The 25538-nt window shown below is 67.6% G+C and carries 19 protein-coding genes and 1 tRNA gene; 18 read left to right on the forward strand and 2 right to left on the reverse strand.

Annotation, left to right across the window (positions count from 1 at the left end; translation table 11 throughout):
* Genes I596_RS06200 through nuoN form a run of 5 tightly spaced genes read left to right on the forward strand, consistent with a single transcriptional unit; the run spans position 1 to position 5960 of the window.
* Positions 1-615, forward strand: a complete 615-nt coding sequence (locus I596_RS06200; protein ID WP_067645539.1) for an NADH-quinone oxidoreductase subunit J — start codon at positions 1-3, stop codon at positions 613-615.
* Entirely contained in the window at positions 612-917 is a 306-nt protein-coding gene (nuoK, locus tag I596_RS06205) for an NADH-quinone oxidoreductase subunit NuoK (protein WP_067645540.1), read from the forward strand. Before I596_RS06200 ends, nuoK begins: the two co-directional genes overlap by 4 nt.
* Positions 918-921: 4 nt before the next feature.
* Positions 922-2964, forward strand: coding sequence for an NADH-quinone oxidoreductase subunit L (gene nuoL, locus I596_RS06210; RefSeq protein WP_067645541.1), 2043 nt, complete (start codon positions 922-924; stop codon positions 2962-2964).
* A 21-nt stretch (positions 2965-2985) separates the two neighbouring features.
* A complete protein-coding gene (locus I596_RS06215) occupies positions 2986-4506 on the forward strand; it encodes an NADH-quinone oxidoreductase subunit M (RefSeq protein WP_067645543.1) in 1521 nt (506 codons plus the stop codon).
* Complete coding sequence (gene nuoN, locus I596_RS06220) at positions 4503-5960, forward strand: NADH-quinone oxidoreductase subunit NuoN (protein ID WP_425478791.1); 1458 nt, start codon at positions 4503-4505, stop codon at positions 5958-5960. The genes I596_RS06215 and nuoN overlap by 4 nt, the downstream gene beginning before the upstream one ends.
* Before the next feature lie 54 nt (positions 5961-6014).
* Here nuoN and I596_RS06225 read toward each other — a convergent pair whose 3' ends face one another.
* Positions 6015-7433, reverse strand: a complete 1419-nt coding sequence (locus I596_RS06225) for a delta-60 repeat domain-containing protein (protein WP_067645548.1) — start codon at positions 7431-7433, stop codon at positions 6015-6017.
* A 170-nt stretch (positions 7434-7603) separates the two neighbouring features.
* Here I596_RS06225 and I596_RS06230 point away from each other — a divergent pair.
* From I596_RS06230 to I596_RS06285, 12 genes are all read left to right on the forward strand, one after another.
* Positions 7604-7680, forward strand: a tRNA-Met gene (locus tag I596_RS06230).
* Between the two features lie 194 nt (positions 7681-7874).
* Positions 7875-8399 (forward strand): ribosome maturation factor RimP, encoded by a 525-nt coding sequence (gene rimP / locus I596_RS06235; protein ID WP_067645550.1) that lies wholly within the window; start codon positions 7875-7877, stop codon positions 8397-8399.
* 49 nt (positions 8400-8448) lie between these two features.
* The gene (gene nusA / locus I596_RS06240) at positions 8449-9942 is read left to right on the forward strand and encodes a transcription termination factor NusA (protein ID WP_067651523.1); all 1494 of its coding nucleotides are present in this window, start codon (positions 8449-8451) and stop codon (positions 9940-9942) included.
* 192 nt (positions 9943-10134) lie between these two features.
* Positions 10135-12750 carry a translation initiation factor IF-2 gene (gene infB / locus I596_RS06245; RefSeq protein WP_067645552.1) on the forward strand — a complete coding sequence of 872 codons (2616 nt, stop codon included), beginning with the start codon at positions 10135-10137 and terminating at the stop codon, positions 12748-12750.
* Positions 12751-12759: 9 nt separating this feature from the next.
* Positions 12760-13137: a 30S ribosome-binding factor RbfA gene (rbfA, locus tag I596_RS06250; RefSeq protein WP_067651526.1), complete on the forward strand. Its 378-nt coding sequence runs from the start codon at positions 12760-12762 to the stop codon at positions 13135-13137.
* A gap of 48 nt (positions 13138-13185) precedes the next feature.
* Entirely contained in the window at positions 13186-14115 is a 930-nt protein-coding gene (gene truB, locus I596_RS06255; protein WP_067645554.1) for a tRNA pseudouridine(55) synthase TruB, read from the forward strand.
* A 126-nt stretch (positions 14116-14241) separates the two neighbouring features.
* Positions 14242-14511, forward strand: coding sequence for a 30S ribosomal protein S15 (gene rpsO, locus I596_RS06260; protein ID WP_067645556.1), 270 nt, complete (start codon positions 14242-14244; stop codon positions 14509-14511).
* 27 nt (positions 14512-14538) lie between these two features.
* A complete protein-coding gene (gene pnp, locus I596_RS06265; RefSeq protein WP_067651528.1) occupies positions 14539-16641 on the forward strand; it encodes a polyribonucleotide nucleotidyltransferase in 2103 nt (700 codons plus the stop codon).
* A gap of 490 nt (positions 16642-17131) precedes the next feature.
* The gene (locus I596_RS06270; protein WP_484481957.1) at positions 17132-20299 is read left to right on the forward strand and encodes a TonB-dependent receptor; all 3168 of its coding nucleotides are present in this window, start codon (positions 17132-17134) and stop codon (positions 20297-20299) included.
* 132 nt (positions 20300-20431) lie between these two features.
* Positions 20432-21826: a nucleotide 5'-monophosphate nucleosidase PpnN gene (gene ppnN, locus I596_RS06275; RefSeq protein WP_067645558.1), complete on the forward strand. Its 1395-nt coding sequence runs from the start codon at positions 20432-20434 to the stop codon at positions 21824-21826.
* Positions 21827-21857: 31 nt separating this feature from the next.
* Positions 21858-22751 (forward strand): DMT family transporter, encoded by an 894-nt coding sequence (locus I596_RS06280; protein WP_067645560.1) that lies wholly within the window; start codon positions 21858-21860, stop codon positions 22749-22751.
* Between the two features lie 35 nt (positions 22752-22786).
* Positions 22787-23203: a VOC family protein gene (locus tag I596_RS06285; RefSeq protein WP_067645562.1), complete on the forward strand. Its 417-nt coding sequence runs from the start codon at positions 22787-22789 to the stop codon at positions 23201-23203.
* A gap of 61 nt (positions 23204-23264) precedes the next feature.
* Here the strand turns inward: I596_RS06285 and I596_RS06290 are convergent, their stop codons facing one another.
* A complete protein-coding gene (locus I596_RS06290; protein WP_067645564.1) occupies positions 23265-24839 on the reverse strand; it encodes a POT-type proton-dependent oligopeptide transporter in 1575 nt (524 codons plus the stop codon).
* A 182-nt stretch (positions 24840-25021) separates the two neighbouring features.
* Between I596_RS06290 and I596_RS06295 the strand changes: the two genes are divergently transcribed.
* On the forward strand, positions 25022-25474 hold the full coding sequence (locus I596_RS06295) for a YaiI/YqxD family protein (protein ID WP_067645570.1): 453 nt from the start codon (positions 25022-25024) through the stop codon (positions 25472-25474).
* Positions 25475-25538 lie beyond the last annotated feature (64 nt).

Below are 25538 nucleotides of genomic sequence, written 5' to 3' on the forward strand. Positions count from 1 at the left end.
GTGACGTTCCAAACGCTCTGCTTCTACGGTTTCGCCGCGGTGACGGTGCTGGCGGCGCTCGCCGTCATCAGCGTGCGCCAGCCGGTGCACGCCGCGTTGTGCCTCGTGCTGACGTTCTTCTCGACCGCCTGCCTCTGGCTGCTGGCCGACGCGGAGTTCCTGGCGATCGCGCTGGTGCTGGTCTACGTCGGCGCCGTGATGGTGTTGTTCCTGTTCGTGGTGATGATGCTCGACGTGGACATCGCCCCGTTGCGTGAAGGCACCATGCGCCTGCTCCCGGTCGGCATCGGCGTCGCGGTCATCATGCTGGTCGAGATCGTCGCGCTGGCCGGCGTGCGTGCGCTCAAGATCGTGGCCGGTCCCGATCCGGCCGCCGAGGCCGGCGTGTCGAACGTGGAATGGGTCGCCCGCGTGCTGTTCAGCGAATACCTGCTGCCGTTCGAGGTCGCCGCGCTGATCCTCACCGTCGGCCTGATCGCGGCGATCCCGCTGACGCTGCGCCGCCGTGCCGGGCTCAAGACCCAGAATCCTTCACGGCAGGTGCGCGTACGGCGCGAGGACCGCATCCGGCTGGTCAAGATGGCCGCCGATACCCAGGGGGAGCGCTCGCCATGATCACGCTGGACCACTACCTGATCGTCGGCGCGGTCCTCTTCTGCGTCGCGGTGGCGGGCATCTTCGTCAACCGCAAGAACGTCATCGTGCTGCTGATGTGCATCGAGCTGATGCTGCTGGCGGTCAACACCAACTTCATCGCGTTCTCGCGCTACCTCGGCGACGCGGCCGGCCAGGTGTTCGTGTTCTTCATCCTCACCGTGGCGGCCGCCGAGGCGGCGATCGGGCTGGCGATCCTCGTCGTGCTGTTCCGCAACCGCGCGACGATCAACGTCACCGAAATCGACAGCATGAAGGGCTGACCCGATGGTACTTTCGAAAGGCATCCTTCTCGCCATCGTGCTGGCGCCGCTCCTGGGCGCGGTCCTGGCCGGCCTGTTCGGCCGCCAGATCGGCCGGGCCGGCGCGCATACGGTGACGATCGCCGGCGTGGCGCTGAGCTGCGCGCTGTCGATCTACGTCCTGTACCAGCTGCTCTGGGGCGGGGCGGCGACGTTCAACCAGAACCTCTACACCTGGTTCCAGGTCGGCGAGATCGGGGCGCACGTCGGGTTCCTGGTGGACCGGCTGACCGCGATGATGATGGTCGTCGTCACGTTCGTGTCGCTGCTGGTGCATATCTACACGATCGGCTACATGCACGAGGATCCGGGCTACCAGCGCTTCTTCTCGTACATCTCGCTGTTCACGTTCTCGATGCTCATGCTGGTCATGAGCAACAACTTCCTGCAGCTGTTCTTCGGCTGGGAGGCGGTCGGCCTGGTGTCGTACCTGCTGATCGGCTTCTGGTTCAAGCGGCCGACGGCGATCTTCGCCAACATGAAAGCGTTCCTGGTCAACCGCGTCGGCGACTTCGGTTTCCTGCTCGGCATCGCCGGCGTGCTGTTCTGGTTCGGTTCGCTGGACTACTCGACGGTCTTCATGATCGCGACCAATCCGACCAACGACATCGGCCTGCGCACGGTCGAGCTGGTCGCCGGCCATCCCTGGCACGTCGCCACGATCGTGTGCATCTGCCTGTTCGTCGGCGCGATGGGCAAGTCCGCCCAGGTGCCGCTGCACGTGTGGCTGCCCGACTCGATGGAAGGCCCGACGCCGATCTCGGCGCTGATCCACGCCGCGACGATGGTCACCGCCGGCATCTTCATGGTCGCGCGCATGTCGCCGCTGTACGAGCTGTCGGAGGTGGCGCTGTCGGTGGTCCTGGTGATCGGTGCGACGACCGCGCTGTTCACCGGCCTGATCGGCATCGTCCAGAACGACATCAAGCGCGTGGTCGCCTATTCGACGCTGTCGCAGCTGGGCTACATGACGGTCGCGCTGGGCGTCTCGGCCTATTCGGCCGCGGTGTTCCACCTGATGACCCACGCCTTCTTCAAGGCGCTGCTGTTCCTGGGCGCGGGCTCGGTCATCATCGCGATGCACCACGAGCAGGACATGCGCCACATGGGCGGCCTGCGCAAGTACATGCCGGTCACCTGGATCACGATGTGGATCGGGTCGCTGGCCCTGGCCGGCGCGCCGTTCTTCTCGGGGTTCTTCTCGAAGGACGCGATCATCGAGGCGGTCCACGAATCGCACCGGTTCGGCGCGGGCTACGCGTACTTCTGCGTGATGGCCGGCGTGTTCGTGACCGCGCTCTACAGCTTCCGGCTGCTCTACCTGACGTTCCACGGCAAGGAACGCTTCGTCGTGGAGGCGTCGCACGGCCACGGCCATCATGATCCGCACCACCACGCGCCGGGCCACCTGGAGCACGCGCCGCACGAGACCCCGTGGGTGGTCACGCTGCCGCTGGTCCTGCTGGCGATCCCGTCGATCGTCATCGGCGGCCTGGCGATCGGATCGATGCTGTTCGGCGACTTCTTCGGCCGCGCGATCCACGTCGCGCCGGCCAACGACGTGATCGGCGAGCTCAAGCACGGCTACCACGGCGTCGTCGCGTTCGTGCTGCACGGCCTGATGGCGCCGCCGTTCTGGATCGCGCTGGCCGGCTTCGTGGTGGCGACCTACGTCTGGCTGTTCAATCCGGGCATCGCCGACCGCGCGGCCAAGGCGCTGCGCCCGGTCTACAACCTGCTCTCGAACAAGTACTGGATCGACGAGCTGTACCAGGCGGTGTTCGCACGCGGCGGACTGGCGCTCGGCCGGGGTCTGTGGAAGGCCGGCGATGCGGCGGTGATCGACGGCGTCGTCGTGAACGGCTCGGCCGGGCTCGTCGCGCGCATCGCGGCCACCGTGCGCTGGCTGCAATCGGGCTATCTCTACCACTACGCGTTCGCGATGATCCTCGGACTGGTCCTGCTGCTGGGCTGGCTCGGGTGGTTCCTCGCGCGGACGACCGGCTGAACGGACGGGACGACGACCATCATGGCTCCACACTGGCCCCTGCTCAGCATCCTGATCTGGCTGCCGATCGTCGGCGCGCTCGCCGTGCTCACGCTCGGAAGCCGTCCGGGCGCCGCGCGCTGGCTGTCGCTGCTCGTCGCGCTGGCGACGTTCGCCTTCAGCATTCCGCTCTACACCGGCTACGACGCGACGGCGATCGGCCCGGCGACGATGCAGTTCGTCGAGTCGCACCTGTGGATCGACGCCCTCAAGGTCCACTATGCACTCGGCGTGGACGGCATCGCGGTTGCGCTGATCGCGCTGACCACGTTCACCTCGGTGCTCGTCGTGATCGGCTCGTGGGGATCGATCGAGCAGCGCGTCTCGCAGTACATGGCCGCGATGCTGGCGCTGGAGGGCCTGCTGATCGGCGTGTTCGCCGCCACCGACGCCCTGCTGTTCTACGTGTTCTTCGAGGGCATGCTGATCCCGATGTTCATCATCATCGGTGTCTGGGGCGGCCCGCGGCGCGTCTATGCGACGCTGAAGTTCTTCATCTACACGTTCCTCGGCTCGATCTTCATGCTGGTGGCGCTGATCTACCTGCACATGAAGACCGGCGAGTTCTCGATGGCGGCGTTCGCCAACGCCGGGCTGGGGACGCGCGAGCAGTTCTGGATATTCTTCGCGTTCCTGATCGCCTTCGCGATCAAGGTGCCGATGTGGCCGGTGCACACCTGGCTGCCCGACGCCCACGTCGAGGCACCGACCGGCGGCTCGGTGGTGCTGGCGGCGATCATGCTGAAGGTCGGCGGCTACGGCTTCATCCGCTTCTCGCTGCCGATCGTGCCCGACGCCTCGCAGGACTACGCCTGGGTGGTCATCGCGATGAGCTTGATCGCGGTGGTCTACATCGGCTACGTCGCCCTGGTGCAGGACGACATGAAGAAGCTGATCGCCTACTCGTCGATCGCCCACATGGCGTTCGTCACGCTGGGCATCTTCATCGCGCTCGCGCTCGTGCGCGTGCACGGCAATCCCGATGCGGCCCGGCTCGGCATGCAGGGCGCGATGGTGCAGATGATCTCGCACGGCTTCGTGTCCGGCGCGATGTTCTCGTGCATCGGCGTGCTCTACGACCGGCTGCACTCGCGCATGATCCGCGACTACGGCGGCGTGGTTAACGTGATGCCGTGGTATGCGACGTTCTTCGTGCTGTTCGCGATGGCCAACTGCGGCCTGCCGGGTACCAGCGGCTTCGTCGGCGAGTTCATGGTGATCCTGGCGGCGTTCCAGGACAACGCCTGGATCGCCCTGGTCGCCGCGTTCACGCTGATCATCGGTGCCGCGTATACGCTCTGGCTGGTCAAGCGGGTGATCTTCGGCGAGGTGACCAGCGACAAGGTCGCCAAGCTCAAGGATCTCAATGGCCGCGAATGGATCGTGCTCGGCGCCTTCGCCGCCGCCGTGCTGCTGATCGGCATCTGGCCCAAGCCGCTGACCGATCTGATGGAGACCTCGGTGCAACAGCTCGTCAGCACGCTGCTGATGTCCAAGGCATGAACATGACCGCGTTCGATCCCAACGACTTTCTCGTGATCCTGCCGGAGATCTTCCTGCTGGCCGCCACGTTCGTGCTGCTGCTGGTGGACCTGTTCCTGAAGCCCGGGCAGCGCGGCGTCACCCATTGGCTGGCGCTGCTGATCCTGGCGGTGACCGCGGCCCTGGTCTGGCGCGACGCGCCGGCAGCCGGGCAGGGCTGGACGGCCTTCGGCGGCATGTTCCAGCGCGATGCCGTCGCCACCGTGCTCAAGCTGTTCATCCTGCTGCTGAGCGGCCTGACGTTCGTCTACGGGCGGGAGTATCTGCGCGAGCGCAACCTGCTGGTCGGCGAGTTCTACCTGCTGGTCATGTTCGCCACGCTCGGCATGCTGCTGCTGGTGTCGGCCGGCAACCTGGTCATGGTCTACCTCGGCCTCGAGCTGCTGACGCTGTCCTCGTATGCGCTGGTCGCCCTGCATCGCGACTCGAAGGAATCCTCCGAGGCGGCGATCAAGTACTTCGTGCTGGGCGCGCTCGCCTCGGGCCTGCTGCTCTACGGCATGTCGATGATCTACGGCGCGACCGGCACGCTGGACCTGTCGCGCATCCACGCGGCGGTCGACACGGTGCAGCACCCGAACCTGCTCGCGGTCGGCCTGGTGTTCCTGGTGGTCGGCGTCGCGTTCAAGCTCGGCGCTGCGCCGTTCCACATGTGGCTGCCCGACGTCTACCAGGGCGCCCCGACGGCGGTCACGCTGTTCATCGGCTCGGCACCCAAGCTGGCCGCCTTCGGCATGGCCTGGCGCCTGCTGGACGGGGGGCTGGGCGGGCTCGCGCCGCACTGGACGCAGATGCTGGCGTTCCTGATCGTGCTGTCGCTGGCGGTCGGCAACATCTTCGCGATCGCGCAGACCAACCTCAAGCGCCTGCTGGCGTATTCGACGATCTCGCACATCGGCTTCCTGCTGCTGGGCTTCGTCGGTGCCACGTCCGACGGCTACGCGGCGGCGCTGTTCTACGCGGTCAGCTATGCGATCACCGCGGCCGTGGCGTTCGGCATGATCCTGCTGCTGGCGCGCGCCGGCTTCGAGGCCGGCGACATCGAGGATTTCAAGGGGCTCAATCGCCGCAACCCGTGGTACGCCGGGATCATGGCGATCGTGATGTTCTCGCTGGCGGGCGTGCCACCGCTGTTCGGCTTCTTCGCCAAGCTGATGGTGCTCAAGGCGGCGATCGACGCCGGCCAGCTGTGGCTGGCGATCGTCGCGATCGTCTTCGCGATCATCGGTCTCTACTACTACCTGCGCGTCGTCAAGGTCATGTACTTCGACGAGCCGGCCGATCCGGCGCCGCTGCTGCTGCCGCGCGACCTGCCGATGCGCTGGGCGTTGTCGGTCAACGGGCTGGCGCTGCTGGCGCTGGGCCTGACCTGGGGTCCGCTGTTCGACTGGTGCCGGCGCTCGTTCGGCGCCTGACGTCCGCGACGTGCGACTGCGCCGCGACCGTCCCGGTCGACTACGTGTCGCGGCTCAGGGAGACGGGCACTGCATCGGCCGGGCCGCGGGTTCGTGCCCGTCGGCAAACAGCCGGTCGCCGATCAGGCGCATGACGAAATAGCAATCGCCGAGCGGGCCATGGGTCTGGCCGGCGACGACCAGTCGGCCTTGCGGGTCCGGGTCTGCATCGATCACGCCGTCGTCGTTGCCGCTCCGGCCGAGAACCGGCATCAGATGGGCGGGCCCGTCCGGGCCGGCGGGCAGGGAAGGATCGCTGGACGCGTCCTCGCGCAGGCGAGCGAACGCGAGGCCCGCTGCCCCCGCTACCCGATACGAAGACCCGAGCACCACGATCCTGCGATCGGCGGTCGGGAACGCGAACGTGCCGGCCATCCAGACCGCGTCGTTCGCGATGCGGACCAGGCCGGGGTGGCCGGGCTGCTGCTGCTGCGCGTTGAAGCGCGGGTCGAGCTGCCCGGCGGTCGTGAAACGGGCGGCATCCAGCGAGAACGACGTGCTGGTCAGCGAGATGACGGCGTGGCCGACCAGTATCCGGCCCGTGCGGTCGCGCGCCAGCGATCCGACTTGCGGGAAGTCCGAGGCGCTGGCGGCGACCTCCATCGTCGCCAGTCCGCCACCGAAACCCAGGTCCAGCGCGCCGTTGGATAGCAGACGCGCGACGGCGAGGCGGCCGGGAGCGTTCACGGGCTTTTCGACGCCGGCCACCAGCAGGGCGTCCGTGTCGTCCAGCAGCAGGCGTCCGAGGCTCGTCGATGCCGGCAGCCAGGCGATGCCGGCGGCGCCATAGGCCGGATCGAGCGCGCCATCGGGCAGGAATCGCGCAACCGCCGCCGCCGGCGCGCCGGTGGGCGCGCTCAGCAGGATGCGGTCGGCCGCGTCGACGGCGAGTTGTCCGTTGTAGGTAAGGGCAGCGGGCTGAGCGCCCGAAGCTGCGTAATCGAATCGCCGATAGCCGACGCCCGCGAAAGACGGGTCGAGTTGACCGAACGGCGTCAGGACGCCGAGCAATGTAGTGGCGGAAACGCCCGAGATATCGAGCAGCACGCCACTGGCGAAGACGATCCGCCCGTCGCCCAGCAATGCGATATCGCCGAGGCTCGCCCCGTACGGGTAGAGGGCCGGGTCGAGCGCGAAGACGAATCTTCCGCCGCTGCCGAAACCCGGGTCGGGCTGGCCGTTCGGCAGCAGCTTGGCGACATACGGACGGGTCTGACCGTCCGGGCCGTGCTCGGAGCCGGCGAGGAAGATCGATCCATCGGTGCCGACGCGGGCCGCGCGCAGACCTGCGGCGGCCGTCGGCGGCGGGTTGACCGGAGTGACCAGCAGCACGCCGTCCTGTCCGAAGCTGCGGTCGAGCAGGGGGACCGATGTGGCCGCCGCGGCTCCGGCAGCGGCAGTCGCCGCCAGCACGGCCAGGGCGAGAGATTTCATGGCAGCGCACTCCATCGCTGTTCAAGCGGGGCTAAGTCTATGCCAGGCAGAGACATTTTGGAATTTTTGACGTCGGAACCGCTTTCTTGGGGCGGTCACCGGCGATTCAATCTCGTGTAAAAGACAGGCTTGTGTTGTCCGCGAGCGATGACTACAATAGCGGGCTCTGATGCGGGGTGGAGCAGTCTGGCAGCTCGTCGGGCTCATAACCCGAAGGTCGCAGGTTCAAATCCTGCCCCCGCTACCAGGGTCTTCAGCGAAGGGCCACCACGGTGGCCTTTTTGCTGAGCGCAGGATGCGCACGTTGCCGATGTATCGGATGCAAGACAACGGCGGACTTAAGGAACGGGGCCTCGGCCCCGTTTTTGTTTTCGGTACCCAGGCTCGCCGAGCCGCAGCTCCGGTCCGGCGCATCCTTCAACGTGTGGTAATGCTCGCGAAGTGAAAGACGAGGAACTGGTCGAACTGCTGGCGCCGATCGTGGCCGATCTCGGACTGGAATGCTGGGGGGTCGAATACCGTCCCAGCGCCGGCAACAGCCTTCTGCGCGTCTACATCGACGTGCCGGACCGGCCGGTCACCGTCGACGACTGCGAAGCGGCCAGCCGGGAGATTTCAGCGGCGCTGGACGTGGACGATCCGATCAAGGGCCACTACACGCTGGAAGTGTCCTCGCCCGGCCTCGACCGTCCGCTGTTCACGCCCGCGCAGTTCCAGCGCTTCGTCGGCGAGCGGGTCAAGGTCGCGGTCAATCTGCCGGTGGGCGGCCGGCGCCGGTTCCAGGGAGTGCTGGCGGCGGCAGGTGACGAGGCGATCGTCCTGGCCGTCGACGGCGGCGAGGCGACGATTGCCTATTCGAATATTCAAGGTGCCCGGTTGATGCCCGACTACGTCGCGCTGGGTCTCGCGCCCGCGGACAAGCCCAAGGGCAGCGGCAAGGCGCCGACGAAGGCGAAGAAGGCTTGATGTTTATTTCCGGTCCGGCGTTTTCCGGCGTCCGGTGGAGTACGAAGCGATGAGCAAAGAATTGTTGCTGGTGGTGGATGCGGTCGCCAACGAAAAGGGCGTGCCGATGGAAGTCATTTTCGAGGCGATGGAAGCCGCACTGGCCTCCGCCGCCAAGAAGCGCTATCCGGATCAGGATGTCGCAGTCCGCGTTTCGATCGACAAGGAAACCGGTGACTACGAGACCTTCCGCCGCTGGGAGGTGGTCGCCGACGACGTCGTCATGGAGTCGCCCGACCGGCAGATCCGCCTGATGGACGCCGAGGACGAGAAGCCCGGCTCGGTCGTGGGCGACTTCGTCGAGGAGCAGATCGAGAACCCCGACTTCGGCCGCATCGCGGCGCAGGCGGCCAAGCAGGTGATCGTGCAGCGCGTCCGCGAGGCCGAGCGCGCGCAGATCGTCGACGCCTACCGCGACCGTATCGGCGAGCTGATCACCGGCGTCGTCAAGCGCGTGGAGCGCGGTAACATCTATCTCGACCTGGGTGGCAACACCGAGGCCTTCATCCCGCGCGACAAGTCGATCCCGCGCGAGGCCGTGCGTGCCGGCGACCGCGTGCGCGGCTACCTGTTCGACGTGCGTTCGGAAGTGCGCGGCCCGCAGCTGTTCGTCTCGCGCACCGCGCCGGAGTTCATGATCGAGCTGTTCAAGCTCGAGGTGCCCGAGGTCGGCCAGGGGCTGGTCGAGATCAAGGCCTGTGCCCGTGACGCGGGCGACCGCGCCAAGATCGCCGTGCTGGCGCACGACAGCCGTACCGACCCGATCGGCGCCTGCATCGGCATGCGCGGCTCGCGCGTCCAGGCGGTGTCGAACGAGCTCAACGGCGAGCGCATCGACATCGTGTTGTGGAACGACAACCCGGCCCAGTTCGTCATCAACGCGATGGCGCCGGCCGAGGTCCAGTCGATCATCGTCGACGAAGAGCGCCACTCGATGGACATCGCCGTCGCCGAGGACAAGCTCTCGCAGGCGATCGGCCGCGGCGGCCAGAACGTTCGCCTGGCCAGCAAGCTGTCCGGCTGGCAGCTCAACGTCATGACGGCCGACCAGGTGCGCGCCAAGTCCGAGTCCGAGCAGGCGGCCGCGCTGGAACTGTTCATGGCCAAGCTCGAAGTGGACAACGAGATCGCCCAGATCCTGGTGCAGGAGGGCTTCTCGACGGTCGAGGAGATCGCCTACGTGCCGACCGCCGAGCTGCTGGCGATCGAGGGCTTCGACGAGGACATCGTCGAGGAACTGCGTGCCCGTGCCCGCGACGCCCTGCTGACCGACGCGCTGTCGGCGGAGGAGGAGATCGAGGAGCACAAGCCGGCCGACGACCTGCTCTCGGTCGAGGGGGTCGGCGACGACCTGGGCTACGAGCTGGCGCGTCACGGCATCGTCACCCGCGAGAATCTCGCGGACCTGGCCACCGACGAGCTGATCGAGCTGGGCATCGAGGGCCTCGACGAGGCGCGCGCCTCCGCGATCATCATGGCGGCGCGTGAGTTCGAGGTTTCATAAGACGGTACTGGAAGAACGCCGGTGCAGGATGCGCCGGCCGGCAATCGGTTCATCGTTGCCGCAATGACGGGAAGCGTCCGGTCGCCGCAAGTGCGCGACCGGCCGCCGGCGTCGGAATGATGTGGAACCGGCGCCGTGTAGGCGCGGCGCATCGCAGGGCAAGTGCAGGCAGGTCTGGGAGTAAGCGCAATCATGTCGGACGTCACGATCAAACAGTTGGCCAAGGTGGTAGGTACGCCGGTCGACAAGCTGCTGGCCCAGCTCGCAGAGGCCGGCATGCCGTTCACCGATGCCGACCAGGTCATCAGCAGCACCGAGAAGGTCAAGCTGCTCGGCTTCCTGCGGCGCACCCACGGCAAGCAGGAAACGCCTGCCGAGGTGGCTGCGCCACGCCAGGTGACGCTGCGGCGGCGCACCGTCAGCGAGCTGACCGTCGCCACCGGCGCGCGCGGCAGCGCTGCCAAGACCGTCAACATCGAGGTCCGCCAGAAGCGGACCTACGTCAAGCGCAGCCTGGTCGACGACCAGACGCCGGCCGATGCCGAGCGCGAGGACGCATTGCGCAAGCTCCAGGAGTCGCAGCTCAAGCGCGAGTCGGAAGATCTGGCGCGGGCCGAGGCCGACCGGCGCCGGCAGGAAGAGGACGCGAAGCTGCGCGCGGCCGAAGAGGCACGCCGCAAGGCCGCCGAAGAAGAAGCCCAGCGCAAGCAGGCCGAGCAGGAATCCGCCCCGCGCGCCGACGCGGACGTCCGGCGCCCGGCCGCCGAGGCCGAACGGCCCGCGGCGGCGGCGGCGGTCCCGCCGCGCCGCGCCGACGAGCGCGCGCCGGGCGACGCGCATCGCCACAAGGGCAAGACACACGGTTCGCACCGCATGCAGGAAGCCGGATCCGAGGAAGAGGCGCCGCGCTACTTCGGTGCCGAGCTGCACCTGTCGCGCGAAGGCGCGGCGCGGCGCACCGGCGGGCGCAAGAAGCCCAAGGCGCGGCAGGCCGACAGCGGGTCGCGGTCGGGTGCCGGGCACGGTTTCTCCAAGCCGATCGCACCGGTCGTGCGTGACGTCGCCGTCGGCGAGTCGATCACGGTTGCCGACCTGGCGGCCAAGTTGGCGGTCAAGGGAGCGGAAGTGGTCAAGACGCTGTTCAAGATGGGTGTGATGACGACGATCAACCAGACCATCGATCACGATACCGCCGTGCTCGTCGCCGAGGAGCTGGGCCACAAGGTCACGCGCGCGGCCGAGAACGACGCCGAAGTCACGCTGCTGGCGCATCACGACGATCAGCAGGGCGAGCGCGAGACGCGCCCGCCGGTGGTCACGATCATGGGCCACGTCGACCACGGCAAGACCTCTCTGCTGGACTACATCCGCCGTACCAAGGTGGCGGCCGGCGAAGCCGGCGGCATCACCCAGCACATCGGCGCCTACCACGTCGAGACCGACAAGGGCGTCATCACCTTCCTCGACACGCCCGGCCATGCCGCGTTCTCGTCGATGCGCGCCCGCGGCGCGCAGCTGACGGACATCGTCGTGCTGGTCGTCGCGGCGGACGACGGCGTCATGCCGCAGACGATCGAGGCGATCCAGCACGCGCGCTCGGCCAACGTGCCGCTGATCGTGGCGATGAACAAGATGGACAAGCCCGAGGCCAACCCGGACAACGTCAAGCAGGGCCTGGTCCAGTACGAAGTGGTGCCGGAGGACTGGGGCGGCGACGTCCAGTTCGTGCCGCTGTCGGCCAAGACCGGCGAAGGCGTGGATGCGCTGCTCGACGCGATTTCGGTGCAGGCCGAGGTCATGGAGCTGCGCGCGGTGCACGACGGCCGCGCCAGCGGCGTGGTGATCGAGTCCAGCCTCGACAAGGGCCGCGGCCCGGTGGCGACCGTGCTGGTCCAGCAGGGCACGCTGAAGAAGGGCGACTTCCTCGTCTGCGGTGTCGACTACGGCCGCGTCCGCGTGCTGTTCGACGAGGCCGGCCGCCAGGTCGACGAGGCCGGCCCCTCGATCCCGGTGCAGATCCTCGGCCTGTCCGGTGTTCCGGCGGCGGGCGACGACTTCGTCGTGGTCGCCGACGAGCGCCTGGCCAAGGACGTGGCGCAGCAGCGCGAGCAGAAGCGCCGCGAGTCGCGCCTGGTCAAGCAGGCCGGCAGCCGCATGGAAGACATCATGGCGCAGATGGGCCAGGGTACCGAGCAGCTCTCGCTCAACCTGGTGGTCAAGGCCGACGTGCAGGGTTCGGCCGAGGCGCTGCGCGAGGCGCTGGTCGGACTCAGCAACGAGCTGATCCGCATCAACGTGATCATCTCCGGCGTCGGCGGCATCACCGAGTCGGATGCGAACTCGGCGGTCGCGTCGAAGGCGACGATCATCGGTTTCAACGTGCGTGCCGACGCGTCGGCGCGGCGCATCATCGAGTCCAACGGGCTGGACCTGCGCTATTTCTCGATCATCTACGACGTGATCGACCAGGTGAAGCAGGTCGCCAGCGGCATGCTCGGCACCGAGGTGCGCGAGGAGATCATCGGCATCGCCCAGGTGCGCGAGGTGTTCCGCTCGTCGAAGTTCGGCGCCATCGCGGGCTGCATGGTCGTGGAGGGCACCGTCAAGCGCAACAAGCCGATCCGCGTGCTGCGCGACAACACGGTCATCTTCCAGGGCGAGCTCGAGTCGCTGCGGCGCTTCAAGGAGAACGTCGACGAGGTGCGCAACGGCACCGAGTGCGGCATCGGCGTCAAGCAGTACAACGACGTCAAGCCGGGCGACCAGATCGAGTGCTTCGAGCGCATCGAAGTCGCCCGTACCTTCTGACCCGGGTTGCTGCCGATGGCCGACTTCACCCGTTCCGATCGCGTCGCCGTGCAGCTCCGCAAGGAGCTGTCGGTGCTCGTCCACGCCGCGGTCCGCGACCACGCCCTGCCGTCGGTCAGCGTCTCCGACGTGGAGGTCAGCCGCGAGCTGGACGTGGCGAACGTCTACGTGACGACGCTGGTTTCCGCGCAGGGACCTGCCGCGGTCGCCGCGCTGAAGGAGATGGCGGTGGAGTTCCGGCGCACGCTGTCGCGAAGCCTGCGCATGCGCCGCGTTCCGGAGCTGCGCTTCCGCTACGACGACTCGGTCGACCGCGGCGAGCGCATCGAGGCCCTGCTGCGTGACAACCGGCCGGCCGCGCCCGACGCGCCGGCGGACGAGGACTGAACGCACGGGCCGCGGCGCGACAGGGCCGGCGGCGAGTGCCTTTCCTGCATGGGTCAACGCGACATCACCGGCATCATCCTGCTCGACAAGCCGCAGGGATCGACCTCGAACCAGGCCCTGCAGCGGGTGCGACGCCTTTTCGGCGCGGCCAAGGCCGGCCATACCGGCAGTCTCGATCCGCTGGCGACCGGCCTGCTGCCGGTCTGCTTCGGCGAAGCGACCAAGATCGCCGGCCTGCTGCTGGGTTCGGCCAAGGCGTACGAGACCGAGTGCCGGCTCGGTGTCGTGACCGACACCGACGACGCCCAGGGCGCGGTGACCGTCGAGCGGCCGGTGCCGCCGCTGGTGCCGGACGCCATCGTGCGCGCCCTGGCGGAACTGACCGGCCGCATCGTCCAGGTGCCCCCGGTGTACTCGGCGATCAAGCGCGACGGGGAGCCGCTCTACAAGCTGGCCCGCCGCGGCGTCGCGGTCCAGGCCCCGCCGCGCGAGGTGGAGGTGCGGCGATTCGAGCTGGTCGAGCAGCGGGGCGAATCGCTTCGCCTGCGGGTGGAGTGCGGTTCGGGTACCTATGTGCGCAGCCTGGTCCGCGACCTCGGCGAGCGCCTCGGCTGCGGCGCGCACGTGACGGTGCTGCGGCGCCTGTGGGTCGATCCGTTCAGGGAGCCGCGGATGTACGACTTCCAGACGCTGGAAGCCATCGCGGCCGGGCAGGGCGCGCCGGCGCTGGACGCCTTGCTGCTGCCGTTGGAGCAGGGCCTGGCCGCCTACCCGCAGGTCCGCGTGGAGGCGTCCGAAGCGGCTCGCCTGCGCCAGGGCCAGCCGGCGCGGCCGGCGATGCCGGCGGCGGCGGGTGCCGCGGTGGCGCTGGACGGCCAGGGCCGGGCAGTGGCCCTGGTCGAGGTTTCGGCGGATGGCTGGCTGCGTGCCACGCGCGGCCTCAACGTCGGCGGGCCGGGCGCCGGGCCCGCCGTGTGATACGGCAGGCGCAAAACCTTGTTCCACCGGCAATTGCGGGGCTACAATACCCAGCTTTACCGGCCGACCTTACTTTTCCGGGATGCCTGCGCGCATCCCGTCTTTCGTTTTCAAGGGTTCAAGACCATGTCACTCACCACGGAACAGACCAACCAGATCATTGCCGACTACCGGCGTGCGGGCAACGACACCGGTTCGCCGGAAGTCCAGGTCGCGCTGCTGTCGGCGCGCATCGATCACCTCAGCAAGCACTTCTCCAGCCATGACAAGGACCACCATTCGCGTCGGGGTCTGCTGAAGATGGTGAACCAGCGCCGTCGCCTGCTCAGCTATCTGAAGAACAAGGACGGCGACCGTTACAAGTCGCTTATCGAACGCCTCGGCCTGCGCCGCTAAGCCGCACCCCAACCCCAGGAGATGGCAGTGGCGAAAGTCAGCAAAACATTCCAGTACGGCAATCATCAGGTCACGCTGGAGACGGGCGAAATCGCCCGCCAGGCGACCGGTGCCGTCGTCGTCAGCATGTCCGGCACGGTCGTGCTGGTCGCCGTGGTCGCCGCTACCAAGGCGCGCGAAGGGCAGGATTTCTTCCCGCTCACGGTCGACTACCAAGAGAAGTTCTATTCGGCCGGCCGCATTCCCGGCGGATTCTTCAAGCGTGAAGGCCGTCCGACCGAAAAGGAAACGCTGACGTCGCGACTGATCGATCGTCCGGTCCGCCCGCTGTTTCCCGAGGAATTCAAGAACGAAGTCCAGGTCATCGCCAACGTGCTGTCGCTCAATCCCGAAGTGGACGGCGACATCCCGGCGCTGATCGGCGCTTCGGCCGCCCTGTCGCTGGCCGGCATCCCGTTCAAGGGACCGATCGGTGCGGCGCGCGTCGGCTATGCCAACGGGCAGTACCTGCTCAACCCGACCGTCAGCGAGCTCAAGACCTCCGACCTCGACCTGGTCGTCGCCGGCACCTCCAATGCCGTGCTGATGGTCGAGTCCGAGGCCAAGCTGCTGTCCGAGGACGTCATGCTCGGCGCGGTGGTGTTCGGCCACCAGCAGATGCAGACCGCGATCCGCGCGATCGCCGAGCTGGCCCAGGAAGCGGGCAAGCCGTCGTGGGACTGGCAGCCGCCGTCGCGCAACGACGCGATGGTCGCCGCGATCAAGAACACGCTGGGCGACAGCCTGGCCCAGGCGTTCCAGGTCCGTGACAAGCTGCAGCGCCGCGACGCGATCGCCGCGCTCAAGAAGGACATGCTCGAATCGCTCAAGGACACGGCGGAAGCCAGCGGCTGGCAGTCGGCCGACCTCGCCAAGGAGTTCGCCGAGCTCGAGTACCGCACGATGCGCGACAGCGTGCTGCAGACGAAGGTCCGCATCGACGGCCGCAATCTCGACGACGTGCGGCCGATCACCGTGCGCGTCGGCGTGCTGCCGCGGACCCACGGCTCGGCGCTGTTCACGCGCGGCGAGACGCAGGCCCTGGTCACCGTCACGCTCGGCACCACGCGTGACGCGCAGATCATCGACGCGCCGGAAGGCGAGTCGAAGGACCCGTTCCTGTTCCACTACAACTTCCCGCCGTTCTCGGTCGGCGAGACCGGCCGCATGGCCGGTCCGAAGCGCCGCGAGATCGGTCACGGCCGTCTGGCCAAGCGCGGCGTGCAGGCGGTCAAGCCGAGCATCGAGCAGTTCCCCTACGTGCTGCGCGTGGTTTCGGAGATCACCGAGTCCAACGGTTCCTCGTCGATGGCCTCGGTCTGCGGATCGTCGCTGGCGATGATGGATGCGGGCGTGCCGCTGAAGGCGCCGGTCGCCGGCATCGCGATGGGTCTGGTCAAGGAAGGCAGCGATTTCGTGGTGCTGTCGGACATCCTCGGTGACGAGGACCATCTGGGCGACATGGACTTCAAGGTCGCCGGCACCGCCGAAGGCATCAGCGCGCTGCAGATGGACATCAAGATCGACGGCATCACCGAGGAGATCATGCGTACGGCGCTGGCCCAGGCCCAGCGTGGCCGCCTGCACATCCTCGGCGAGATGAACAAGGTCATCACCAGTGCCCGCACGGAGATGAGCGAGTTCGCCCCGCGCCTGCTGACGATCAAGATCCACCCGGACAAGATCCGCGAAGTGATCGGCAAGGGCGGCGCGACGATCCGCTCGATCACCGAGGAGACCGGCACGACGATCGACATCACCGACGACGGCACCGTCGTCATCGCCTCGGTCAACCGCGAGGCCGCCGATGCCGCCAAGAAGCGCATCGAGCAGATCGTCTCCGACGTCGAGCCGGGCCGCATCTACGAGGGCAAGGTCGCCAAGCTGATGGACTTCGGTGCGTTCGTGACGATCCTGCCGGGCAAGGACGGTCTCGTCCACGTCTCGCAGATCTCCAACGAGCGCGTCGAGAAGGTCTCGGACAAGCTCAAGGAAGGCGACATCGTCAAGGTCAAGGTGCTCGAGGTCGACAAGCAGGGCCGTATTCGCCTGTCGATGAAGGCGGTGGCCGAGGAAGAAGGCGTCGCCTGATCGTTCCACACGTTCATGCGGTACACGAAAAAGGCGGACTTCGGTCCGCCTTTTTTGTTGTCCGGCGATCCGTCCCGCACCTGCCTGTCATGCGGCGCAGCGACAATGGCGGCGAGGCGCGCGGATCGGCCCGGCCGTGCCGCCGTGCGCCATGGGCCGCGCTGCCGGTCGATATCCGCCTGATCGGGAAGGAATCCTGTGCGACACGGCCCGGTGCGGCCGGGCACGCCGCCGCCGCCCTGGCCGGGGCGGCGGCGGCAATGGCGATGCCGCATTGCAGCAATCGCGGGGCGTGTGGTTACAAATTCGTCATAAAACGCTGTTAAACTGTAGTTAACGATGCTCGGATTCGTGCATAAGCCGGCCGGGCCATCTAGGGAGACATCTTTCATCGGCAGCACCGGACTTCGACAAGCCCGGCCTGCCCGTTTTTTTGACGATGAATCATCGGGGCGATCAAATGAGCGAGCGATTGAGCAAGCGGGTTGGCGTGCGGCTGCTGCCGCTGGTGCTGTCTTCGATCTTTGCCGTGTCCGGCGCCTATGCGCAGACGACGTCGGCGTCACTGGGCGGCGTGGTGACGGACGCGAGCGGCCAGCCGATTTCCGGCGCCGAAGTGCTGATCACGCACAGCGCGTCCGGCACGGTCAGCCGTGCGGCCACCGACGCGGCCGGCCGCTACGCGGCGCGCGGCCTGCGTGTCGGCGGTCCCTACACGATCACGATCACCCGCGGCAACGAAACCGAAGTTCGCGAGAACGTCTTCCTGCAGCTCGGCGAGTCCAACACGATCAGCGCCCAGCTCTCCCCGACGGAGAAGCTCGAGGAGATCGTCGTCACCGGCACCGCCAACAGCTCGATCTTCAGTGCCGAGAACATGGGAACCGGCACCAACATCTCGCTGGCGCAGATCGAGGCCCTGCCGTCGATCGGCCGCAACATCCAGGACTACATGCGCCTGGACCCGCGCATCTCGCAGGTCAGCAAGGCTGACGGCGCGATCTCGGCGATGGGCCAGAACACGCGCTTCAACGCGATCCGCATCGACGGCGTGTCGACCAACGATCCGTTCGGCCTGGAGTCGAACAACCTGCCGACCGAGCGCCAGCCCGTCTCGATGGATGCGATCGAGGAAATCAACATCGGCCTGGCCAACTACGACGTGACCACCACCGGCGGCACCGGCGCGGTCGTCAACGCGGTGACCAAGTCCGGTACCAACGACTTCCACGGCAGCATCTACGGCGCCTATCGCGACAAGAGCATGGTGGGCGAGGACCGCAATGGCCGGGATTTCGACGGCTTCAAGGACGAGAAGACCTACGGCTTCACGCTCGGCGGCCCGATCGTCAAGGACACGCTGTTCTTCTTCGTCAACTACGAGAAGTTCAAGCGCCGCGCGCCGGGCCCGGACCTGCTCAACTCGCCGTTCGGCACCGGCGCGATCAGCGCCGAGCAGATCTCCGAAGTCCAGCGCATCGCCCGTGACGTCTGGGGCTTCGACGCCGGCTCGCTCGACGGCGTGAACAGCCTCGGCACCGACATCGAGGAATACGCCGGCAAGATCGACTGGAACATCAACGAGAACCATCGCGCCTCGTTCCGCTACAGCAAGATGGAGCAGAACGTCGCCAAGCTGCCGGGCTTCTCCAACAACCAGATCTCGCTCAACTCGTACTGGTACAACCAGGCCAAGACGTTCGAGAGCTACGTGGGCGAGCTCTTCAGCGACTGGAGCGACGTCTTCTCGACCGAGATCAAGGTCTCCTACCGCGACTACGATTCGATCCGCCAGCCGAACTCGAACCTGCCGCACATCCGCGTCGACTTCGGCAACAACCAGCTCCTGTTCGGAACCGAGCAGAACACCCACGTCAACATCATCCAGACCAAGGAAAAGGGCGCGTTCTTCGCCGGCAACCTGTTCCTCGGCGACCATACGGTCAAGTTCGGCTTCGACTGGACCAACAACGACATCTTCAATTTCTACGGCCGCAACCTCAACGGCGTCTACCGTTTCGGCAGCCTGGAGCTGTTCGAGCAGGGCATCCCGCGCGAGTACTCCTACCGTGCGCCGCGTCCGGGCGGCAGCCTGGCCGATATCCCGGCCGCCTACGAGCTGTCCAACACCGGCCTGTTCCTGCAGGACAGCTGGGCCGTCAACTACAACCTCAACCTGACCTTCGGCGTCCGCATCGACAAGCCGGACTTCAAGGGCACGCCGCTGTACAACGCGCGCATCGAGCAGCTCTACGGCTACAACAACACCAAGCTGCCCGAGCAGGAAGTGATCCAGCCGCGCTTCGGCTTCAACTACAGCTTCGACAGCGAGCGCCCGACCCAGGTGCGCGGCGGCATGGGCCTGTTCATGGGCGCCCCGCCGAACGTCTGGCTGGCCGGCGTCTACCAGAACACCGGCCTGAACTACCTGGAGTACACGCAGAACGACAGCGGCGGCCTCGGCCCGATCTTCAGCCCCGATCCGCGCAACCAGCCGATCAGCGGCAACGTCGGCGCGCGCCAGAACGTCGACATCGTCGATTCGAACTTCAAGATGCCGTCGGTGTGGAAGGCCAACGTCGCCCTCGACCACGAGCTGCCCTGGAACGGCATCGTCGCCTCGGTCGAGTTCCTGGCGTACTGGAACAAGAACGGCCTGTACTTCGAGCGCCTGGACCTCGGCGCGCCGACGGCCACCGGCCCCGACGGCCGTACGCTCTACTGGAGCGCGGCCGCGCTCGATCCGGGTAGCTGGACCTGCTCGAGCTGCCTGGGCAATCCGTCCGCGGGCTTCGCGCGCGCCAACCGGCCGTCGGACATCGGCGACGTCATGCTGGCCAAGAACACCAAGAAGGGCGGCGGCAACCAGATCACGCTGAGCCTGGCGCAGCCGATGAACGACGGCGGCTGGTCGTGGATGGCGGCCTACACCCACACCCAGGCCAAGGAAGTCAGCCCGCTGACCAGCTCGCAGAACACCTCGAACTGGAACAACACGCTGATCTACCAGGCGAACGAGGACGTCGCCTACGACTCGCGCTACGCGTTCAAGCACCGCGTCACCGGCGTGCTGACGAAGGAGTTCAACTTCTTCGGCGACAACAAGACCACCGCCTCGCTGGTCTACGAAGGCCGCACCGGCCGTCCGTACAGCTACGTGTTCTGGAACGACGTCAACGGCGACGGCCGCTCGTTCAACGACCTGTTCTACGTGCCGTCCGGCCCGGGCGACGTGATCTTCCGCAACCCGGCCGAGGAAGCGGCGTTCTTCGAGTGGCTGGCCGATCATCCGGAAGTGGCGCGCTACGGCGGCCGCGTGATGCCGGCCAACGCGATGCGCGCCGGCTGGCTGAACATGTTCGACCTGCGCTTCAGCCAGGAGCTGCCCGGCTTCTTCGACGGGCACAAGGCCGAGTTCTGGTTCGACATCATGAACGTCGGCAACCTGCTCAATAAGAAGTGGGGCCAGATCGACGACGCCGGCTTCAACTCGAACCTGGCGGTCGCCAACTTCGCCGGTATCGACCCGGAGACCGGCCGCTACGTCTACCGCTTCACCGGTGCGCAGCGCCTGACCACGCAGGAAGTCAACGGCGACGGCGTCAACACCGGCGTGTCGCGCTGGTCGGTGCAGGTCGGTTTCCGCTACCGCTTCTGACCCGACGGGTTTCCGCTCCGAACGGCCGGCGTCCGCGAGGACGCCGGCCTTTTCTTTGTGCGCCGCCGCGTTCGCGCGCCCGGCGGGCAGCCGTTGTACGATGACCGGTCCCAGCCGCGCTTTCGAGACACGATGACTCACGCATCCGCCGGACATCCGGCCATTTCCACGGTCAGTGCACGCCTGGCGCCGGCGCCGGGGCTCGACATCCTCTCGCGCCACGAAGTGGCACGCCTGCGTGACGCCAGCGCCGGCGGCCTGCATCCGCTGCTGCGCCGGTGCGCGCTGGCCGTGCTGACCCAGGGCAGCGACAGCGACGACGCCCGGGCGCTGCTGGAGCGCTACCCGGATTTCGACATCCAGATCCTGCAGCAGGACCGCGGACTCAAGGTCGAGCTGATCAACGCGCCGGCCCAGGCCTTCGTCGACGGCCGCATCATCCGCGGCGTCAACGAGCTGCTGCACGCAGTGATCCGCGACATCGTCTACATCTCGGCGCAGATGGAGGCCGAGGCGTTCGACCTCGACAGCTCGGTCGGCATCACCCATGCGGTGTTCGAGATCCTGCGCAACGCACGCGTGCTGCGCGCGAACGTGGACCCCAATCTGGTGGTGTGCTGGGGCGGTCACTCGATCCCGCGCGGCGAGTACGACTACACCAAGCAGGTCGGCTACCAGGTCGGGCTGCGCGGGCTGGACATCTGCACCGGCTGCGGACCGGGGGCGATGAAGGGGCCGATGAAGGGCGCGACGATCGCCCATGCCAAGCAGCGCCGCCGCACCAACCGCTACATCGGCATCACCGAGCCGGGCATCATCGCCGCCGAGTCGCCGAACCCGATCGTCAACCACCTAGTCATCATGCCGGACATCGAGAAGCGGCTGGAGGCCTTCGTCCGCATCTCGCATGCGATCGTCGTGTTCCCGGGCGGCGTCGGCACCGCCGAGGAGATCCTCTACCTGCTGGGCATCCTGCTGCACCCCGCCAATGCGGCGATGCCGTTTCCGCTGATCTTCACCGGCCCGCGCGAATCGGCGGCCTATTTCGAGCAGATCGACCGCTTCCTGCGGCTGGCGCTGGGCGACCAGGTCGGCGAGCGCTACCGCATCATCGTCGACGACCCGGCCGCCGTCGGTCGCGAAGTCGCCAAGGGCGTCGAGCGCGTGCGCAGCTTCCGGCTCGACAACAAGGATGCGTTCTTCTTCAACTGGGCGCTGCAGATCGAGCAGGATTTCCAGGTGCCGTTCCGGCCGAGCCACGAGGCGATGGCCGCGCTCAACCTGCACCGCGACCAGCCGGCGCACCGCCTGGCCGCCGACCTGCGCCGGGCGTTCTCCGGCATCGTCGCGGGCAACGTCAAGGAAGAGGGCATGCGCGCGATCGAGCGCTTCGGCCCGTTCGAGATCGACGGCGACCGCGAGGTGATGCAGGCGCTCGACGCGATGCTGGCCAGTTTCGTGGTGCAGCAGCGCATGAAGCTGCCGGGTACCCGCTACGAGCCGTGCTATCGCATACGGGTGGATTGACGCCCCGCCGATCGCTTCGTTCCGGTCCCCGATGCTCGCCCGCACGCGCGCCCACTGGCAGATCCATTTCTGCGTCCTGCTGTGGGGCTTCACGGCCATCCTCGGCAAGCTGATCACGCTGCCGGCGCTGGCCCTGGTCTGGTGGCGCATGCTGATCGTGGTCGCGGTCCTGCTGGCGCTGCCCTGGGTGTGGCGGGGCCTGGCCCGCATGCCGCCTCGCCTGGTGCTGGCCTATGCCGGTATCGGTGTGCTGGTGGCGCTGCACTGGCTGACGTTCTACGGCGCGATCAAACTCGCCAACGCCTCGGTGGCGGCCACCTGCATCGCATTGGCGCCGGTCTTCCTGGCGCTGGTCGAGCCGCTGGTCGCGCGCCGGCGCTTCGATTGGCGCGAACTGCTGATCGGGGTCGCCGTGGTGCCGGGCGTCGCCCTGGTGGTCGGCGGCATTCCGGCGGCGATGCGGCAGGGCGTGGTAGTGGGCATCGTTTCGGCCCTGCTGGTGGCGCTGTTCGGGTCGTTGAACAAGCGCCTGGTCGAACAGGCCGACCCGCTGCCGGTCACCTGCGTCGAGCTCGGCGCAGGCACCCTGTTCCTGACCGGGCTGGCGCTGCTCTGGCCCGGGGCCGGGTCCAGCTTCGCGGTGCCCGGCGGCAGCGATGCGGTGCTGCTGCTGGTGCTCGCGCTGGCCTGCACGCTGCTGCCGTTCGCGCTCTCGCTGGTCGCGCTGCGTCACCTGAGCGCGTTCTCCGCGCAGCTGGCGGTCAATCTGGAGCCGGTGTACGCGGTGGTGCTGGCGATCGTGCTGCTCGGCGAGCAGCACGAGCTGGGCCGCGCGTTCTACCTCGGCGTCGCGATCATCGTCGGTGCGGTGTTCATCCATCCGCTGCTGGTGGCCCGTCAGACGGTGGCGCGGGAGCGGGCGTAAGATCGGCGCCTTCATCCGGTTTCGAGGAGCGCGCCATGCCCGAACACGGTTCAACGATCATTCCCTGCCTGCGCTACCGCAACGCGCTCGAAGCGATCCAGTGGCTGTGTCGCGCCTTCGGTTTCCAGAAGCACGCCGTCTATGCCGACGGCGAGGTCGTCCACCACGCCCAGCTCGTCCACGGCGCCGGCATGATCATGCTCGGCTCGGTCGAGAACCGGGGCGAATGGGGCACGCACATGGCCCAGCCCGACGAGGTCGGCGGGCGCGAGACGCAGAGCTGCTGCGTCGTCGTCCCCGATGCCGATGCGCACTACGCCCGCGCGAAGGCGGCCGGTGCGGCGATCGTCATCGACATCGCCGACCAGGGCTACGGAGGGCGCGGCTATGCCTGCCGCGACCCGGAAGGGCACCTGTGGTGGTTCGGCAGCTACGATCCCTGGCGCACCTGAGCGGATCGCGTCACCGGGGCGGCTCGCGAGGCGGCCGGCACGAGCGGGCCGCCCCGCCGGTTCAGGCGGTGCGGTAGTTGTCCACCTCGCGGTAGCGGCGCGCGTAGAGGCCGAAGGCCAATGCCGCGAGCAGGGCGAAACCGGCGAAGAAGAACATCAGGAAGGCCGCCTCGCTGAGGCCTGTACGTTCGATCGAACCGATGACGGTATCGTTGCGCACCGCGGCGTTGGCCAGCAGCACCCAGAGGTTGCCGATCGTCGTGGTCAGGTTCCAGAAGCTCATGATGACGCCCTTCATCGCGGCCGGCGCCTGGCTGTAGGCGAATTCCAGGCCGGTCGCCGAGACCAGCACCTCGCCGAAGGTCAGCAGCGCATACGGCAGCACCTGCCACAGGATCGACAGCGGGTCGCCGCCGTCGATCGCCAACTGGAAGCCGCCGGCGGCGATCCAGGCCAGGCCGCTGAACACGATGCCGACGGTCATCCGCCGCAGCGCGGTCGGCTCGTAGCCCAGGCGCCGCAAGGCCGGATACAGCACCAGGTTGTTGAACGGGATCAGGATCATCACCAGCAGCGGATTCAGCAGCTGCATCTGGGCCGGCTGGTTGAGCCATTCGGGCAGCCAGCCGGGGATCGCCATCTGGTTGCCCTGCAGGATCCAGGTGGATGCCTTCTGGTCGAACAGCGACCAGAACGGCGTCACCAGGGCGAAGATCACCAGCACCCGCAGGACCGCCCGCACGCCGTCGACGGCGCTGTCGGGATGGTGGTCGCGTGCGCGGTCGAGCTGCATCCAGGCACCGCCGCCGATGCCGGCGAGGAACACGACCAGCGCGATGCAGGCGGCGATGACGAAGCCGAGTGCCGGGATCAGCGCGAACGAGGCCAGCGCCAGCACGATGCTGGCGACGGCGGTCCACAGGCCGGGCCGGCCGGCGCCGGGGCGCCGGGCCAGCAGCGCCGAGCGCACCACGCGCGAGAACGAATCGGGATTGGCCGGTGCCGGCGGCACCAGCACGTACTGCCGGCGGCCGGACCAGAACACGATCGTGGCGACCAGCATCAGCAGGCCCGGGATGCCGAAGGCCACGGCCGGTCCGTAGCTGCGCAGGAAGATCGGCATCAGCATCGACGCGAACAGCGAGCCGAAATTGATGATCCAGTAGAACGCGTCGAAGACCACCTTGGCCAGGTGCTTGTTCGACTGCGTGAACTGGTCGCCGACGAACGAGGCGACCAGCGGCTTGATGCCGCCGGCGCCGAGGGCGATCAGGCCCAGGCCCATGAAGAAGCCGGTGCGGTTGTCCTCGAAGATCGCCAGGCAGGCGTGGCCCATGCAGTAGATCAGGCTGAACCAGAGAATGGTCCGGTACTTGCCGAGCAGGCGGTCGGCGATCAGTCCGCCCAGCAACGGGAAGAAGTACACGCCGATCATGAAGGTGTGGAACACGTCCTTGGCTGCGCCGGGCCGGTCGGCTTCGGGCAGTTGCAGCAGCAGGGAGGTGATCAGGAACGGCGTCAGGATGTTGCGCATGCCGTAGAAGCTGAAGCGCTCGCAGCCTTCGTTGCCGATGATGAAAGGGATCTGGCGCGGCAGGCGCGCGGCCGGAGCGGTCGCGGGGAGGGCTTGGGTCATCCGGAATCCTGGGCTGCGGGACGGGACGGCCGCCGTGCACGGCAGACCGGTGGCGGGAGTGTGCGCAAAAGTCGGCGCCGGCGAAAGTCGCCCGGCCGGCCCCGGTCGTGCCTTGGCCTGCCGGTGTCCGGACGCGGTTACCATCGCGGCCGTGGTGGCGCCGGTGCGCCGGGAGTGATGCGATGTCGATCTGGGTGGACGCGGACGCCTGTCCGAACGCGATCAAGGAAATCCTGTTCCGGGCCGCCGAGCGGGCGCAAATTCCGGTCGTGCTGGTCGCCAATCAGTGGCTGCGTACGCCGCCGTCACGCTTCATTCGCGCGATCCAGGTGCCGGCCGGCCTCGACGTGGCCGACAGCGAGATCGTGCAGCGGGCGGCACCGGGCGACCTGGTGGTGACGGCCGACATCCCGCTGGCCGCGCGCGTGCTCGAGAAGGGCGTGCTGGCACTCGACCCGCGCGGTGAGCTGCATACCGCCGACACGATCGGCCAGCGCCTGGCGATGCGCAACTTCATGGACGAGCTGCGCGGTTCGGGCGTCGATACCGGTGGCCCGCCGGCGCTCGGTGCGCGCGACCGGCAGGCGTTCGCCAACCAGCTCGATCGCTGGCTGGCGCAGCGTGGTACGGCATAGAACGGCCGGAGGCAGCCGCTTCAGCGGGTGCGGCCACGCCCTGTATCGCCCGCAGCCAGCGCGA

Source organism: Dokdonella koreensis DS-123, from assembly GCF_001632775.1.
In the GTDB taxonomy this organism is placed as follows: domain Bacteria; phylum Pseudomonadota; class Gammaproteobacteria; order Xanthomonadales; family Rhodanobacteraceae; genus Dokdonella; species Dokdonella koreensis.